Here is a 16,669-nt window from a genome sequence, read left to right on the forward strand (position 1 = left end):
AAAGGTATGAGAGCAAGGCGCAAAGAAAATTGAGTCGCGACGTGTACTCTTATGTACACAAGCGAAATCAATTTTTTGCAGCAACGAAGTTATCAGACTATTATTCGCCGTCTGCAAAGGGGGGCTCAAAACAGTGCGAGAGCAAGGCGCAAGCATTTCCGCGAGCGAGGACAGTATAATCCAATACGGCCCGCGATGCGGAAATGCGATGCAACGCCGCTATCGTGCTGTTTTCAGCAACCCAATGAGCATAAGGGGGGCTCAAAAAGGTCAGGATGCAAGGCGCCAGGGAAATTCAAACGCGACGTGTACTCTTACGTACACAAGCGGCTTGAATTTTCCGCAGCAACGAAGCAGACGGGCCTTTTTCAGCCCCCCTTCACTCCTTACTCCTAAGTACGTCCAATATCCCCACCTGCGCCGCCTGCCACGCCGGATACGCCCCAGCCAACACGCCGATAAGCGCCGACCCGGCCAGCGCCCCCACAACCAGCAGCGGATTGAAGACAAATGGGAACGAGGCGAACACCGCAACAAGCCCTGTCAGCACCACGGAAAGGAGCACACCGGCGGCTCCACCCACGGCCGACATGAGCCCGGCTTCCAGCAAAAATTGATTCACAATATGGCGGCGTTTGGCACCCAAAGCCCGACGCACGCCAATTTCAATGCGTCTGGACCGAACCAGCAAAATCATGATGGAGAGGATGCCCAATCCGCCCACGGCAAAGGACACGCTGGAACTGATAAGCCCAAGCGTGGACACAAGGTCCAGGGCCTGTTTCTGCATCTTGGCCAGCTCCTTGGCCGTGAACACGCTGAAGTCGTCTTCTTTTCCCGGGCGTATGCCGTGCCGCTCACGCAGCAGTGCCGCGGCCGCGTCCTTGGCGTATTGAATTCCGGTTCCCGGAGCCATCTGCATAAAGGCCCCACCTATCCAATAGGTATTGGACGCGCGGCGCATGTAGGTGCTCAGGGGCATGAAGACCTGCTCGTCCAGGTCGTCCCCTGACGGGTCACGCCCCTTGGACTCCATCACGCCGATGACTTTGAATCCTGCCCGGTAGATGAAGACCCGCTTTCCCAAGGCCTCCTGCTCGGTACCGAAAAGCCGCTGGGCAATCTTCTTGCCCAGCACCACAACCATGGCCCGGTCCTTCTCCTCTTCCGCATTGAAGAACCGTCCATACTGCGGCTTGAAATTGCGTACCTTCGTGTAGTCGGGCCAGGTTGCCACCACATTGCATGGCACCTTGGTGGAGCCGGACCGGATGGGAAGCTGCGCCATGCTGAAAGGCACGCCGTTTTGCACAAATGGGAGGTTCTGCATCAGCGCCTTGGCGTCGGAGAGCCGAAAGGTCCGCTGCCCACCCGAGATGCGCACACTGCCCCGCCGAAACCGAACCTCCCCGGTCAAAGCCACCAGCAGGTTGGGCCCGAACTTTTCCATCTCTATTTCAGTCTTCTTGAGCATGGCCTCAGACACGTGCTGCACGCCCGTAAGAGCCAGAGCTCCCAAAAAAACCCCGAGCATGGCCAACACCGTACGCAACTTGTGCGCGGCCAATGAATGAAGCGCTATTTTCAGACTGAAAAACATGACAAGGATATATACCGAGGACTGGTCGGAGGCAACGCCAGAGGCCGAACGCACGGCAGGTTGCATCCGTCTGCCCCTCTGAAAGATGAACTTTCCAACCGCCCCAACCACAGTTCCTTCGTCGCCAAACAACAGCAACCGTTCTCGTTCCTTTAAAAATATCAGGCCGCCCTGTTCAACCCCTCTATTGATTCCATCTTCGGACAAGCTCCCCCACACTGCCAGGCGATACTATTGACTTTATATTTTCAATAAACAGACAAATCAAAAACTAAAGCTAACAACAGCATATTAACTGGCTGGACCAGATATTAACCTGTTGACTTTTAAAAAATTACCATGGCATTAGCGATAAACAGTACTATATAAAATATAAAATTTGAAATTTCGGAGGCAACATGTTTGCATTTGCAAAAAAATATCTGGCACTGCGATTTGTTTCCGGCATTGTCATCTTGCTTATGCTTTTCTTCGTATGCTTTGGGTACTACATCCAAAAAAAGGAAGCCGAGGAAGCCGCCCAGGAAAATCTACTGAATAGCCAAAGGCAGCTGGAGACTATTTCCAGGGCCCTGCAAAATTGGATTACAGGACAAATCGACCTGGCAAAGACGCTTGCAAGATCGGAAGATATAATTGCCGCATGTGCAGACCCATCCAATGCAGTGCTTGTCTCCACAGCGCAACAGCACCTGCAAAAAGTGCATGATCAATTCGGATTTTATGAGAACATTCCGTTGGCCGCACATCTTTACGACCGGCAAAACCTGACGGTGATGGCAGGCGATAAGGAGAAGGTTATCCAGGACGGAACCTTTTTCGTCGACACGGTGCAGGGACGGACTCTCGGCAAGGGCGGAACATCACTGAGCTACATCCAGGCGTCGCGCCAGGGAAAGGATTTCTTCATCAGCCAGGTCTATCCCAGCCTGCTGCGCGGCAATCCTATTTTCGTCATTGCCGCGCCCGTGCTGGACGGTGGACGACATGTGGGGACTGTCATCCTGGCCCCGCAAATGGATTATTTTACGGACAAATTTCTCGCCGATTTTCAGACCGGCAAAACCGGATACCTCTTTTTCATGGATGACCGGGGGATGATTATCGCCCATCCGGACAAAGGGCTGATTCTCAATAAGGACACCGGAAAAAATTCAAACGCTTTGAAGCGCATCCTGAACGGCGCAACCGATTTCTATTTGCCTGCAGACGACACCAAGGGAAGCGCAGTCTACCGCTACATTGCCCAGCCCATCGACTTGGACCGGCAACAAATGCAAAACGGCTGGATATTGTGCGCTGCCCAATCAAAAAAAGAGATTCTCTCGCATGCCATGGCGTCCGCCAAAGCCAGGGTATGGGCCGGTATTCTTCTGCTCGCTGCGCTTGTGGGCGCCATGTATCTTCTTACACGTTTTCTTGTCACCGCCCCTCTTGCCAGGGTTGTGCGCTATGTCCAAGAGGTGGAAAAAGGAAATCTGGACGCCTCGCTCCAGCTGGACCGAAGCGACGAGATAGGCGTTCTGGCCTCATCCCTTAAGAAAATGTCCGTCCATATGATCGAACGCCTCCAGACCGAGATGGGATTCATGCAGGGCATTCTGGACGGCATACGGAATCCTTTCGCCGTGGTGGACCAGGATTTGATTATTCGCAACTGCAGCCAAAGCATGGTCCGGATCACCGGCAACCAGGGCTCGACGCAAGACTTTGAAGGATGCCATATCGCGGAATTCCTGTTTGCCGACAGAAACCGCCATGTTATTTTGGAAGATGTGTTTGCGGACGGAAAAGAGCGGCACAACGTGGCCTTTGCCTATACCAACCCCAAAGGGGAATCCTTTGAAATGATTATAGATGTCGTCCCCATACGAGACACCAAGGGCGATATTCAGGGAGGTATAACCTTTTGGAACGATGTGACCGAGCTTAAAAAACGACAGTACGCAATCGAATCACAAAAAAAGCGTATCGAGGAGGCTGCCGAAGAGGTGACGTCCCTTTCTTCGGAGGTCGACATTGTGGTCCATAGCCTGACGGAAAATATCCAGCTGTCCAACGGGCGATCCAAAGTCCAAAAGGACCGTCTTGTGGAAGCGGTAACCGCCATCGACGAGTTGAGCGCCACGGTTCAGGAAATAGCCCAGAGTTCGGCCACCACCGCTACAACCGCGCAAACGACCAAAAACTGTGCGGACAACGGCGTGTCGGTTGTGCAAAATTCCATGCATTCCATCCAATTGCTGCAAAAGCTGGTTTCGTCCGTGCAAAACGACATCAATGAGTTGGCGGGAAAAGCCGACGACATCGGCAACGTCATGGAAATAATCAACGACATAGCCGACCAGACCAACCTTCTGGCGCTCAACGCCGCAATCGAGGCGGCCCGCGCCGGGGAGGCGGGCAGAGGGTTTTCCGTTGTGGCGGACGAAGTCCGCAAGCTGGCGGAAAAAACCGTGGTTGCAACCAGCGAGGTTGGAGGCGCCATAGAGGCCATACAGACAGGAACGCGCAAATGTATCAAGGCCATCACCGAAGTGGATGGCGAAGCCGCCAACAGCGTGGAAAGCGCGCAGAAAACGAACTCATCCCTTTTGGAGATCGTCAGATTGGCGGAAACAACCAGCAGCATGGTGGACGGCATTGCCACGGCAGCCGAGCAGCAGGCGGCAGCCACCGAACAGATTGCCAAAAACACCGCCGAGGTGGACAAGATCGCCGAGCAGACGCTTCAGGCCATGCAACGTTCGGAAAAGGACGTTACAGAGGTGGGCCAATCCTTCAGCCGGATGTACACCATAGTGAAAGACATGCACTGATGCGCGCCCTCTGACGCGCGCGATTTTCTGATTGCTCACGCCGCTTGCTGAAACGCTGAAAACAGCGTGAGCCGTATCAAAAAACAATCGTTCACAACGGATGCCAATGCCGGGTGCCCCAAAACGACAACGGTAAACGGCTCTGAAAGATTGACGCACGGTAAAGCCCAGTATAGGAAATAAGGCCTCCAAATGGAGACCTTTCGCCCGGATGGTGGAATTGGTAGACACAAGGGACTTAAAATCCCTGGGCCGCAAGGCTGTGCGGGTTCAAGTCCCGCTCCGGGTACCAGAATGAGTAAAAGCGGCTGTGAAGAATTACGAAACTCTTCACAGCCGCTTTTCTTTGTGTGGTGAAGATTTTGCCCCGCAGAGTCCCCACATATTCCCCAGACAGAATGCACCTCTACAGGCCTTGCAGAAGAGCACCAAGGCAGCCGACGGCGCACCGTTCCCCGGTTACTTCGCCATGGACAACCATGCCCAAAGGAAGTTTTCTACAACCTTTTTGCGGGTGAATTGGAATTGGCAACAAACTGTCTTGAATAAAAACAGAGCAACCATGTTTTGCAGACGTCATATTGGTAAATGACGGATATTAATGTTGAGCTTTTTAATCTTACGTTGCAGTGTGCTGCGATGGATACCAAGCTGTTTTGCAGTCTGCCCCTGGTGTCCATTGTTCAGTTTGAGTGTAGAAATAATTTTTTGTCTTTCAGGATTGCTTGCGCCTTCTCCAGCAAGTTTTGGAAGGATAAATGCCTCTTGTGATGATGTCTGTGAGTTCAGCATGGACTGAACTTCAGCTTCAGTTACGGTTGTGTTGCGTGATATAATGCAGAGACGCTCCACGAACCCAGAGAGCTCCCTGACATTTCCAGGCCAGTCATGCTTTTCAAGCACGTCAATAATGGAAGATGTAAGCCTCAGATCTCCGCCATATCTCTTTTTAAAACGATCTGCGAGCCTTCTGGCCAAGTGTCCGATGTCTCCCGCACGAAAACGCAGGGGGGGAATTCGTAAAGGAAGGGTATTGAGTCGATAGTAAAGGTCTTTCCGGAATCCCCCTTCCTTGATGAGTGCAGGCAGGTCGGCATTGGATGCAGCGATAATCCGTGCATTTACAGGGATATACTTGTCGCCGCCAATACGCATGATGCAGCGCTCCTGTAAAACACGGAGAAGACGAGTCTGCCCATAATGGTCCATTTCCGAGACTTCATCCAAAAATATTGTCCCATTGTTTGCCATCTCGAAAAGGCCGGGCTTTCCTTTTTTCTTCGCTCCTGTGAAGGCTCCTTCTTCATGCCCGAAGAGCTCGGACTCCAGCAGAGACGGAGGCAAGGCTGCACAGTTTATTGCAACAAATGGCCCGGAAGCGCATGGACTGCCTTGATGAATTGCCTGCGCAAAAAGCTCCTTGCCTGTTCCTGTTTCTCCCATCAACAAAATGGGACTATCTGTTGCCGCATACGATCTGGCTAATGCTATTGTTGTGAGGATGGAATCAGATTCTCCCCAGATATCTTTGAAAGAATAGTGAGATGTGAGTCCTCGTGTGTGGAGACTTTTTCGTATTTTTGATTCGAGTTCTCCAATTACTGCGGCTGGCTGCAGTGTGATGATGATATCTGTCGTAGAATTTTTTATTTTTACAATATCCGTGCTGACGAGCATTGGCATACCGTTTATTTCTACAAGATCATCCTTTATTTGATCTTCATATTCTGTGCAGAGATGTTTTATTTGCTCTGGAAGACTGTCATTTGCCTTGTGCAGCTCTTTTGTATTCAAGTGCAATAATTGTCTTGCTGCTGTATTTATAGCTTGTATGTTTCCATGTACATCTACAACCAGAATTCCATTGTCTGAAATATCTACAACAGACTGTAATCTTTTTGTTCTCGCTTTCTCAATATTTCGTGCATAGGCGACGGTTTCTGCCTCCAGAAGGGCTGTTCGTAGTGCGACCTCTCCGGAATCGAGCATTAAATGGTCCATACCCAGCTCTGTCGCAATACCTCCAGATACATGTCCGGCCACAACCACATGCGCCCCGTCCTGTTGCGCTCTGTATAACTGCATCTTTATTATCTCAATGTCTTCGGTCACTGGATACGTTACCAAGTCGATATTGAGCAATGCGGAGAACACCTCAACGTCGCGTTTAATCATCGGAGAGAACGCCATGAGCGCAATATATGGCCGCTCAAGCGCCGTATGCCTTTTGGCTTCATCCAGTGCGGTGGCTAAATCCTGCCCTGTAACAGGAATTTCTACCAGTGGCGTATCAATAGCATTTTTCATTATGTCCACGAGCATCCCACGGGTGATGATCACATCAACGCCAGCGGCTTCAAAGTCCTTAGCAATGCTCACAGCTTTTTCCACTGTTCCAACTTTGGTTACCAGCGACTGACTCAGCCCCAGGTTTGCGGCAACGGCGATAGCCCGCTCCACGAGAATGCTGTTGGGATGTATTAATCCTATAAGTGGCATACTGCCCTCCGTTGCGACATATACTTCATTGTTGCGCCATATGTCGCATTTTTTGCCTCATATGTCTCGCTCTTTTTATTTGCATGAAGCCTGGAAGCTCCCCACCCAGCGAGTTTTTTGCATATTTTACCCTTGGCACGCATGTTGCTGTTCCGTAACAATTGCCTTGCGATTGTAAGTCTTTGTCTTCTTTGTTGCGGCTGTGTTTTGTTGTTATTCTTCTATGTGTCTATAGAAATGCTATATATGTTATTCTAATACAAAACTGATGGAGTAAAAAAATGTCTAACCCAGGATTTCGCGTAAAAAAAACATTTACGCGTCCAGAAAAAGCTCTTGTTGAATCTTTTCGTTCTATTCCAGTTGCCAATATAGGCGACAACATGAATAGAATTGGATGCATGGACTCCAGAATCATCCCCATGAACTCTTCTCCACTTTTGGGAAGCGCATTCACTGTAAAAGTTCGGGCCGGTGACAACTTGCTCTTTCATAAAGCAATCGACATGGCTCAACCCGGAGATGTTGTTGTAGTAGATGCTCAGGCTGGGCATTCCTACGCAATCACAGGCGAGCTGATGGTGATGTGGCTTCGCCAAAGAGGAGTATCCGGACTTATTATAGACGGATGCATCCGCGATACAGACTTTATTCGCACTCTGGAGGATTTCCCCGTTTATGCCATCGGTGCAAGCCCCAATGGCCCGCTTAAAGAAGGTGGGGGCGAGATCAACTTTCCGGTTATGTGCGGAGGGATTGTCGTAAATCCCGGCGACATCATTGTTGGTGATGCTGACGGAGTGGTGGTTGTTAACCCCAGCGATGCCCCTGAAGTTCTTCAGAAAGCACAAAAGCAGAATGAAGCAGAAGCTCAGGTGATGAAGGCTATCAAGCAGAATGCGTGGGACAGGGCCTGGGTAGACAAAGTCCTGGAGGCAAAGGGCTGCGAGTTTATCGACTAAGTCTTTACGCGCCTTTTATACCACAGGAGTAGCGATGAAAGTGCATGTTCTTGAGCCTATTCATGCCGCCCCCCTGGCGAGGCTCCGTCAAAACGCAGAAGTTGTTGATTGGAAAAGCCCTTCTGTTTTGGAACTTGAATCGGCCGATGCGGTTATCGTTCGAGCTGCCAAGGTCGACCGGGCAATGATGGAGAAGGCCCCCAAGTTGCGTGTGATCGGCAAGCATGGCGTTGGCCTTGATGCCATTGACGTGTCCGCAGCTCGTGAGCTTGGCAAGGAAGTTGTCTACACCCCGGAGGCCAACCAGGAGGCAGTGGCTGAACTTGCCGTAGCGTTCATGATGGCCTTGTCCCGAAAAATTGCCTTTGGACACAGCCAGCTACGTGCTGGTGCGTATTCGGCGGTTTGTCCGCCAGAGCTGACAGGATCTGAACTGCTGGGAAAAACCGTCGGACTCGTGGGGCTTGGCCGTATTGGCAGAAGGGTGGCGGAAATCCTGCAGAATGGATTCAGCATGCAGGCGATAGGCTTTGATCCTTTTCTGAGTGAGGAGAAATTTGGTTATCTGGGGATTGAGAAAGCCCCCCATATAGAGGAGCTGTTTCGTCGTTCAGACTACATCAGTATTAGCGTGCCTCTTCTTCCTCAGACAGAGATGCTGGTCAACACAGAACGCCTTTCTTTATGCAAAGAGAACTGTATTTTAGTGAATACAGCTCGCGGTGGAATTGTTGATGAAACCGCGCTTTATGAAGCTCTTAAGTCTGGTACTTTAAAAGCTGCGGCAAGCGATGTTTTTAAGGATGAGCCGTTAAGTTCACACTCTCCTTTATTATCTCTGGATAACTTTATTGCCATGCCACATATCGGCGCAAGCACGGAAGAAAGCCTTATCAGAATGGGTGAAGCTGTCGTTGATGATGTTTTGCGTGTTCTTTCTGGTGCTTCTCCAATAAATCCAGCTCCTATTTGTTGATAGCTTTTTCATTTTATATTCTTTTCAGTCTTCAATGAATAATACAAGGGGGAAAAAGCGTGAAACAATATGTGCAAGATAGGTACATAGCTATTGGAGGGCTGGTGCTTGTCGTTCTTGGGATCAATATATGCGGTGACTACCCGGCCGAAAGCGCCTTCTTTCCGGAAGCCTGCCTCATCGCCATAGGGCTGTTGCTGGCTCTTCTGGGCATTGAAAGCGTGATGACCCAACGCAAGCTTGTGTTGTCAGGAGCCTGTCCGCAGGAGGCCATGAGGATGGAGTGGAGGGCTGCTCTGGTCGTCACCTGCACTATGGCCCTCTATGTGTTTTTGGTCGGAGTACTCGGCTTTTATGTATCCAGCGCCCTTTTGTTGGTGGCAGTCGGCCTGCTCTGGGGCGGTGTGAAGAAGAGGACGGTACTCTTGTTTGCCGTTTGCTTATTGGCTTTTCTTTATTGCTGTTTTTCAATTCTTTTTAACGTACCGCTGCCAACAGGTATAGGAATGTAAGTATGATTGACACTTTACTAACATCACTTCCTGCTGTTTTGAGTTGGCCCTCTATTGTGGCGATGGTTGTTTCAACAGGTGCAGGCGTTGTAGTCGGCGCAATACCGGGCCTTTCTGCAACAATGGGTGTCGCTCTGCTGATTCCCTTTACCTTCGGAATGCATCCTCTAACGGCGTTGTGCGCCATGGCCGGGATGTACAATGGTGCTATTTACGGGGGCGCTGTTGCAGCAATTCTTTTGAATATTCCTGGGACGCCAGCTGCCGTGTGTACAACATTGGATGGCAACCCCATGGCCAAACGAGGAGAAGGGGTACTTGCGCTGCAAACCTCTGCCATTTCCTCGGCTTTTGGCGGGGCAATCAGTGCTTTGGCGCTTATGTTTGTTGCGCCATATCTCGCCGCACTGGCTTTGCGCTTTGGGCCAGCGGAGTATTTCTGGGTAGCTGTCCTGGGGCTGTCTACCATTGCCAGTTTCATCAGTGGGTCCACCATAAAAGGCCTGATCAGCGGCTTTATAGGGCTTCTGGTGAGCACCATTGGCATGGATGCAATTACGGGTGTACAGCGCTTCGACTTCGGAACTTCCTATCTCCTGGATAATATTCCCATTCTCGTCGCCCTGATTGGCCTGTTCTCCATTCCCGAGGTCTTTTCCATTTTGCAGATCAATGGGAAAAACCAAAAGAAAAGCGACATAGATCTCAAAAATTCCAAGGGCTGGGATTGGATAAAAGATACTTCCGCATCCTGGGTCATCTGGATTCGTTCCTCGATCATCGGAGTTGTTGTCGGAATGCTTCCGGGTGCCGGTGCCAACATTGCGGCATTCGTTGCATATGATGACACTCGTCGCAGATCGAAGACACCTGAATTGTTCGGAAAAGGATGCATTGACGGCGTAAAGGCATCGGAAGCGTCCAATAACGCTGTAACAGCCAGTTCACTGGCCCCCATGCTTTCCTTTGGGGTCCCTGGCAATGCCGTGGCTGCCGTAATGATCGGCGGACTTATGATTCATGGCATGCAGCCTGGCCCGAGCTTATTCGTAAAAAGCCCCCAAGTTGTCTATGGTCTTATGTGGGCCATGTTTCTGACAAACTTTATCTTATTGGCTTTTGGCTGCTTTGGATCGCGCCTTTTTGCACAGTGTCTCCGCGTTCCCCCAACCCTGATGGGAGCCGCAATTCTCGTTCTGAGCGTAGTCGGCACTTTCAGCTTAAACAACTCCATGGGCGATGTGTATGCCATGCTGGCATGCGGCTTGGTCGGTGTCGTCATGTTGCGCCTTCGTATTCCTGTTGCTCCTGGCGTGTTGGGGCTCATCCTTGGCCGTATGGCGGAAACTGAACTGCGCCGTGCCTTGATGTTGGCAGATTCCCCAATAGATCTGTTCACCCGGCCATTGTCTGCTGTGATGGTAGCGTTGACTATTTTGAGCCTGAGTCTCCCTGTATATAAAAAATACAAGAAAAGGTCCAAAAAGCAGGAGGAAGTTTGTGAAAATAGCAATTCTTAATGGGTAGAGAGTTTTTATTTTCTTATTTTCAAACAAAAGGGGATTGTGATGAGAACAATGAAAGGTTTTTTGTTTGTACTTTTTTTTACGGTTTCTCTGATTGCTTCCGGCAGCTCCATCTCTAAAGCTGCATGGCCTGATGATAAGGCAATTACGATGATTGTTTCTTATTCTCCGGGCGGATCTACAGATGTTGCAGCTCGCATGGCGGCTGTTTATATTGAAAAGTATCTTGGCCAGTCCATTGCCGTGTTGAACAAGCCCGGAGCCGGCGGAGAAGTTGGGTTTACAGCTTTGTCCAACGCCACACCCGACGGATACACGGTGGGCTTTCTGAATACTCCCAACATTCTGACCATCCCGATTCAGCGTAAGACGCGCTATTCTTTGGAATCATTCATCCCTGTTGCTCAGCTGATGGATGACCCGAGCGCTTTTTATGTTCTTAAAGACAGCCCTTACAATAACCTGGAAGACCTGCTTAAGGCAGCAAAAGAAAAGCCAGGCAAAATTACCTACGGCACAAGCGGAATTGGCTCCGACGACCATATTGCCGCAGAGATGCTTGCCCAAAAAGCCGGGGTAAAATTAAAGCACATCCCGTTTAATGGGACGAGCGCAAACAGAACAGCCCTCCTTGGTGGACATGTAACGGTTGGGGTCTTCAACGTCAGTGAAGGTAAAGAGTATGTGGAGACAGGTCAGGTCAAAATCATTGGCCAGATGTCCGAAAAAAGAACGGAGCTCTTTCCTAATGTTCCTACTTTTAAAGAGCAGGGATACGACATTGTAATGGCCTCAATTCGTGGCATTGGCATGCCCGCAGGAACTCCGGCTGACATCGTAAAAAGATTTGCGGACGCAACTGAAAAAGCCATCAACGATCCGGAGTTCATTCAAAAGTGCAATGAAGCACATATTCCTCTTCGGTATCTCGGTCCTCAGGACTTTCTTGAAGTTCTGCAGATGAACCGTTCTCAGTTCAGAGCTTTGTGGGATTCCAATCCGTGGGTCAAAAGTAAATAAGCTTACCATCCACGATTAGCGTTGTTGTTATTTGAACAAACAAAGGGGTATTAATTAATGATTAAGCCAAGTCGTGTTGCAGTGATTGGCTTTGGTGAAGCTGGGGGAATAATTGCTGAAGGTTGTCTCAGTGGAGCAAAGCATTTAGGTGAGGATATTTCGTGCCATGCATGGGATATTCGCATGCAAAATGAGGAAGACAAAAATCAGCTTCAACAGGCTGCTGACAATATGGGTGTTGTCATGCACAACACCCCAGGCGCATGGCTTAATGATGTTGACGTTGTCTTTTCTCTTGTTTTTGGTGGTGTTGCCAAAAAAGTTGCTCTGGAAATGCTCCCTTTCCTCAAAGAAGGAGCTGTGTACATTGACCTTACAACATCAACCCCACATGATATGCGAGAGGCAGCAGAGTCTTTTTCTTCTCGTAATGTTGGGTTTATAGATGGCACAGCTTTGGGATCGTTCCGTACCAATGGTTTTAGCGTTCCGTTCGTTTTGAGCGGAACAAATGTTGAGGCATGGTCGGCGTGGATGAATTCCATGGGCTTTTCCACAACGCCTGTTCCCGGCGGAGCGGGTAAAGCGGCTTCGGTAAAACTCCTGCGCAGCGTGCTGGCCAAAGGGCTGGAAGCGCTTGCCATTGAATGTTTTGTCGCGGCAGACAGCTTGGGAATACGCCCCACTATGATGAATGCATTCAACGATTTCGACCTTCGTTCTCTCGTAGAAACCTTGGAAGATATGGGAACAAGCCACGTAGCACATTGCAAGAGACGGCTTGATGAAGTCGATCATGCTCTTCAATTGCTTGCTGAAGCACATGTTGATCCCATCATGACCAAGGCCTCAAGGGACTTTTATGCACGTACTGTAGATTCCGGCCTGCAACTTGACCACGATAAAAAGCCATCGTGGGATACCTGCATGCCCGTACTGCAAGAAGTGGCCTTGAACACAAAATGCAACGAGAGCGTTGAGGCTTAATGTTAGTTGTGTAACATACCCTTTATGCTTTAATCTCTTCCGTAAAATCTGCACGGGATGATATTGAAATATCATCCCGTGCAGTCATATTTTTTATAAATGTAAAATATATTATTTTTATAACACGTGTATTTATAAAAAGGTGGAAGCTTTTAGTATGGACGGTTTCTTGTACAGTGCTAGAGTTCTTTTGCCTATTTTTTTTATCGTTTTTTTAGGAATAATAAGTAAAAAACTGGGGTTGATAAATAAGTCATTTATCTCAACATCCAGCCAAGTTGTTTTCTTTATTGCAATGCCTTCCTCAATTTTTTGTTCTATCTATAAAATGGATTTTTTTGGCGTATTCCAGGGAAAAATTATTTTTATCAGTTGGGGAGCCACACTGGCAGTCTTTCTCTTTTCATGGTGGCTGTCACGGATTGTCTGCCAGCAGCCCTCTCAGGAAGGAGCTTTTGTCCAGGCCAGCTTTCGTGGAAATCTGGCTATTTTTGGATTAGCCGTTGTGGATCGGGCTTTTTCGGCCAATGCAATGGGGCTGACCGCAAGCCTGCTGGCATTCCTTATTCCCACCTATAATTTTTTAGCCGTTGTCGCCTTAACGGGAGGTGAGCAGCAGGGCAGCAGGAAAGAACATATAAAAAGCACCTGCAAAAAAATCGCCACAAATCCGCTGATTCTAGCTATTGTTTTAGGGCTCATCTTCTCTTTGACGTCCCTGCCTCTTCCCCATTTAATGGAAGTAAGTCTCTCTTATCTCTCTCAAATGACGATACCTTTGGCCCTGTTGGGGATTGGTGGTTCACTTCAGGTGCACCAGTTCCGGGCCCGAAAGATTCCAGTCTTTGTTGCTTCGGCCATAAAACTTGTTTTTATGCCTGTGCTGGTAACCCTTGTGGCGTATTGGGCAGGGATTAAAGGGGAGCCTTTGGCTGTCATGTTTATCTTGGCAGGCTGCCCCGTTGCAGTATCAAGCTTTGCCATGGCCGACTCTTTAAAGGGGGATGCCGGGCTTTCCGCCGATATCATTACACTGACAACGCTGATGTCCATAGTGACCATAGGGAGTGGGCTGGCCCTCTTAAGGGAGCTGGGGGGAATTTAAAATACCTGGGACGCAAGGCTGCGCGGGTTCAAGGCCTGCTCCGGGTAACAGAATTATTAAAAGCGGCTGTGAAGAATGAGTACATTCTTCACAGCCGCTTTTTTGTTTGCATAGTGAAGATGCTGTTTTCTCAGAGTCCCCAGGATAAATTTTGCTTATGACCATCATAAGAACTAAACAGGTTACCATTCAAGTGACGTTTCAACAAAAAGAATCAAGAATAAAAATTTAAGGCAGCAAAACAATAGCTTATGAAGCGTATAAATTCTTTACCTAGCGTAGTTCCACCGAATTTACAGTAAGCACTATACCAACAAAAGCCCCACGATTATTACTCTGACAACTGATTGAGCTCTTTATTTCAGCTATATATCTCCAGAGGAGATCTGACAGCCAATAAGACATATAACCTTTGAAATATTAATTGCCTTATTAATTACAAATGGCTACAAATTAATCATTCTACAAAAAAAGGAGATTAGATCTATGAGCTATGAAAAACCTGAAATCTTGGCACAAGGGACTGAACAGATGGCAGAATGTCGCCCCAATAGTAAGCCGAGCGGAAGGCCCTGTAATCCCCCTAAGCCAGGTGGCCGTAAGTAAAGCCTTGTGATTCCCCCGGCTGCCAGGGGAATCACAGCATTTTGTTTTGCCTACCCTCTGTTCACGACTCCTAGCCCCCAACAGTTAGAGCTTGGAATAAAAGCTTAGGCTAAACAAATGTGAATATAAGCCCCATTTGACGTTCATTCTGAATCTGACGAAAAAAAGAAACCTTATAGAGTCATGTTAATATGTTGGCCTACTTTTCTTCCCCCTTGCAGGATACAAGTATCAAAAAACATGAAGACACAGAATTAATTGGACACATCTATTATTAAACTCACTTCTTTTAACAGGTTCTATCATTGTACCATTTTAAACAAATCAAAACATCTTAAATCCACTGCCTCACAGAGGCGGATTTAGATGTATGTAATTTAGATTTCTTGCCTGCAGACGAAGGGTAAAAGGTATGTTTTTTAAACGTAAATCAAATGTTTTATTTCGAAAATACAGCCAATTTGGATACATTACAGACAACAGAAATTTTGGATATAATACAAACGATGCCAATGAAAAATATATTGGAGATAAAATCTTATCACAAAGTGGAACCATTTTTTTCTCAGCTTTAGATAAAGACCCACAACCTTTTGAAAAAATTGTAAGTAAAATAAGCAAACAATTTACAACGGTAAATATTCAAACGATTAAGAATGATGCTTTAGATTTTTATTCTTTACTCGAGTGTGATGGATTTATTGTATCTGGAAAAACAAGACAAATATGCGAAGGAAAAGACACTAGATTTTCTTACAAGAAATCAAAGCCTACCTCCAGCCTTCAAACAAATAAGTCTTCAAATACGTTACTCCCAAGCAAATCTACACAAGATTTTCTAGAGGAACACTTTAAAGGTAGCCCTCAGCTCACAAGTTTACACATAGAAATCACAAGCAGATGCAATGAAAGATGTATCCACTGCTACATTCCCCACGAAAACAAACTCGAAAACATAAAAAACAATTTATTTTATAGCATTATAGAGCAATGTAAAAGAATGAACGTGTTGCATTTAACGCTAAGCGGCGGTGAACCAATGCTACACGAAAACTTTTGTGATTTTTTAGAGGCATGTAGGACATATAATTTTTCAGTGAACGTCCTTAGCAATTTAACATTACTTGATGATAAAATCATTAAAGAGTTAAAAGCAAACCCACTTCTCGGTGTTCAAGTCTCATTATACTCTATGAACCCTGTCATCCATGATGAGATAACTCGATTAAAGGGAAGTTTTTATAAAACAAAAATGTCAATCCTAAAGCTAGTAGAAAACAATATTCCGCTACAAATTAGCTGTCCAATAATGAAACAAAACAAAAACAGCTATGAAGAAGTTATAAAATGGGCTGAAAAAAACAATATTCATGTCGGAGATGATTATGTCATTATTGCAAGATATAACCACTCGATTAAAAATTTAAATTGCCGTCTAACAGTTGATGAAGTCAAAGAAATTCTTGACACAAAAGCAGCAAAAGATTCTAGATTTGTTGAGGAAATAGAATTGGAAGCCGCAAAAAAGAAAAATATCACACCAAATGATTTTGTTTGTAGTGTATGCAATTCTTCTATTTGCATAGCAGAAAATGGGAATGTATATCCTTGTGCTGGCTGGCAGGACTACATTGTCGGCAATGTGAATGGAGAGTCTCTTAAAGACATATGGAATAATTCAAAAAGAATTCAATATTTAAGAGAATTACGGAATTCAGATTTTCCTAAGTGTATTCGATGTACAGATAGGGAATTTTGTACCATGTGCATGGTTAGAAATGCAAATGAGAGCCCTAAAGGAAACCCGCTAGAAGTAAACGAATACTTTTGCAAAATTGCAAAACTCAACAAAAAGCTACTCAACAAATCAAAAACATTATGATTTCTTAATTATAAGAAACAATATTTATAACATATGCAGACACAACATTCACCTGACACTTGACTCTCTTGACGGCCGTATCAGCTACGGCTATTCGTTAATCCAAACAGCAATGGCTAGGCCTTAAGCCTCTGCATCGGAAGATAGTTTTGCTATTTGAAAAGCCTGCATTGCT

11 protein-coding genes and 1 tRNA gene are annotated in these 16,669 nt (G+C 47.3%); 10 read left to right on the top strand and 2 right to left on the bottom strand.

The window, feature by feature from the left end; genetic code table 11:
• Positions 1 to 379 precede the first annotated feature (379 nt).
• On the bottom strand, positions 380 to 1,600 hold the full coding sequence (locus ACI0FJ_RS12455; protein ID WP_424306562.1) for an ABC transporter permease: 1,221 nt from the start codon (positions 1,598 to 1,600) through the stop codon (positions 380 to 382).
• A 398-nt stretch (positions 1,601 to 1,998) separates the two neighbouring features.
• Between ACI0FJ_RS12455 and ACI0FJ_RS12460 the strand changes: the two genes are divergently transcribed.
• Positions 1,999 to 4,419: a methyl-accepting chemotaxis protein gene (locus ACI0FJ_RS12460; protein ID WP_424303919.1), complete on the top strand. Its 2,421-nt coding sequence runs from the start codon at positions 1,999 to 2,001 to the stop codon at positions 4,417 to 4,419.
• Positions 4,420 to 4,624: 205 nt separating this feature from the next.
• Positions 4,625 to 4,711: transfer RNA gene (locus tag ACI0FJ_RS12465), tRNA-Leu, on the top strand.
• A gap of 284 nt (positions 4,712 to 4,995) precedes the next feature.
• Here the strand turns inward: ACI0FJ_RS12465 and ACI0FJ_RS12470 are convergent.
• Positions 4,996 to 6,918: a sigma 54-interacting transcriptional regulator gene (locus tag ACI0FJ_RS12470; RefSeq protein ID WP_424303922.1), complete on the bottom strand. Its 1,923-nt coding sequence runs from the start codon at positions 6,916 to 6,918 to the stop codon at positions 4,996 to 4,998.
• A gap of 281 nt (positions 6,919 to 7,199) precedes the next feature.
• On the opposite strand from ACI0FJ_RS12470, the gene ACI0FJ_RS12475 reads away from it, so the two are divergent.
• From ACI0FJ_RS12475 to ACI0FJ_RS12510, 8 genes are all read left to right on the top strand, one after another.
• Entirely contained in the window at positions 7,200 to 7,880 is a 681-nt protein-coding gene (locus tag ACI0FJ_RS12475) for an RraA family protein (RefSeq protein WP_424303925.1), read from the top strand.
• A 34-nt stretch (positions 7,881 to 7,914) separates the two neighbouring features.
• Positions 7,915 to 8,856, top strand: coding sequence for a hydroxyacid dehydrogenase (locus ACI0FJ_RS12480; RefSeq protein ID WP_424303928.1), 942 nt, complete (start codon positions 7,915 to 7,917; stop codon positions 8,854 to 8,856).
• 59 nt (positions 8,857 to 8,915) lie between these two features.
• Positions 8,916 to 9,368, top strand: coding sequence for a tripartite tricarboxylate transporter TctB family protein (locus tag ACI0FJ_RS12485; protein WP_424303931.1), 453 nt, complete (start codon positions 8,916 to 8,918; stop codon positions 9,366 to 9,368).
• 2 nt (positions 9,369 to 9,370) lie between these two features.
• Entirely contained in the window at positions 9,371 to 10,888 is a 1,518-nt protein-coding gene (locus tag ACI0FJ_RS12490; protein WP_424303934.1) for a tripartite tricarboxylate transporter permease, read from the top strand.
• Positions 10,889 to 10,936: 48 nt separating this feature from the next.
• A complete protein-coding gene (locus tag ACI0FJ_RS12495; protein WP_424303937.1) occupies positions 10,937 to 11,914 on the top strand; it encodes a tripartite tricarboxylate transporter substrate binding protein in 978 nt (325 codons plus the stop codon).
• Positions 11,915 to 11,971: 57 nt separating this feature from the next.
• A complete protein-coding gene (locus ACI0FJ_RS12500; RefSeq protein ID WP_424303940.1) occupies positions 11,972 to 12,901 on the top strand; it encodes an NAD(P)-binding domain-containing protein in 930 nt (309 codons plus the stop codon).
• Between the two features lie 157 nt (positions 12,902 to 13,058).
• Positions 13,059 to 14,006, top strand: a complete 948-nt coding sequence (locus ACI0FJ_RS12505) for an AEC family transporter (protein WP_424303943.1) — start codon at positions 13,059 to 13,061, stop codon at positions 14,004 to 14,006.
• A 1,018-nt stretch (positions 14,007 to 15,024) separates the two neighbouring features.
• Positions 15,025 to 16,494, top strand: coding sequence for a radical SAM protein (locus ACI0FJ_RS12510; protein ID WP_424303946.1), 1,470 nt, complete (start codon positions 15,025 to 15,027; stop codon positions 16,492 to 16,494).
• Positions 16,495 to 16,669 lie beyond the last annotated feature (175 nt).

The sequence above is a fragment of the Desulfovibrio sp. 7SRBS1 genome, from assembly GCF_049723905.1.
GTDB lineage: Bacteria > Desulfobacterota > Desulfovibrionia > Desulfovibrionales > Desulfovibrionaceae.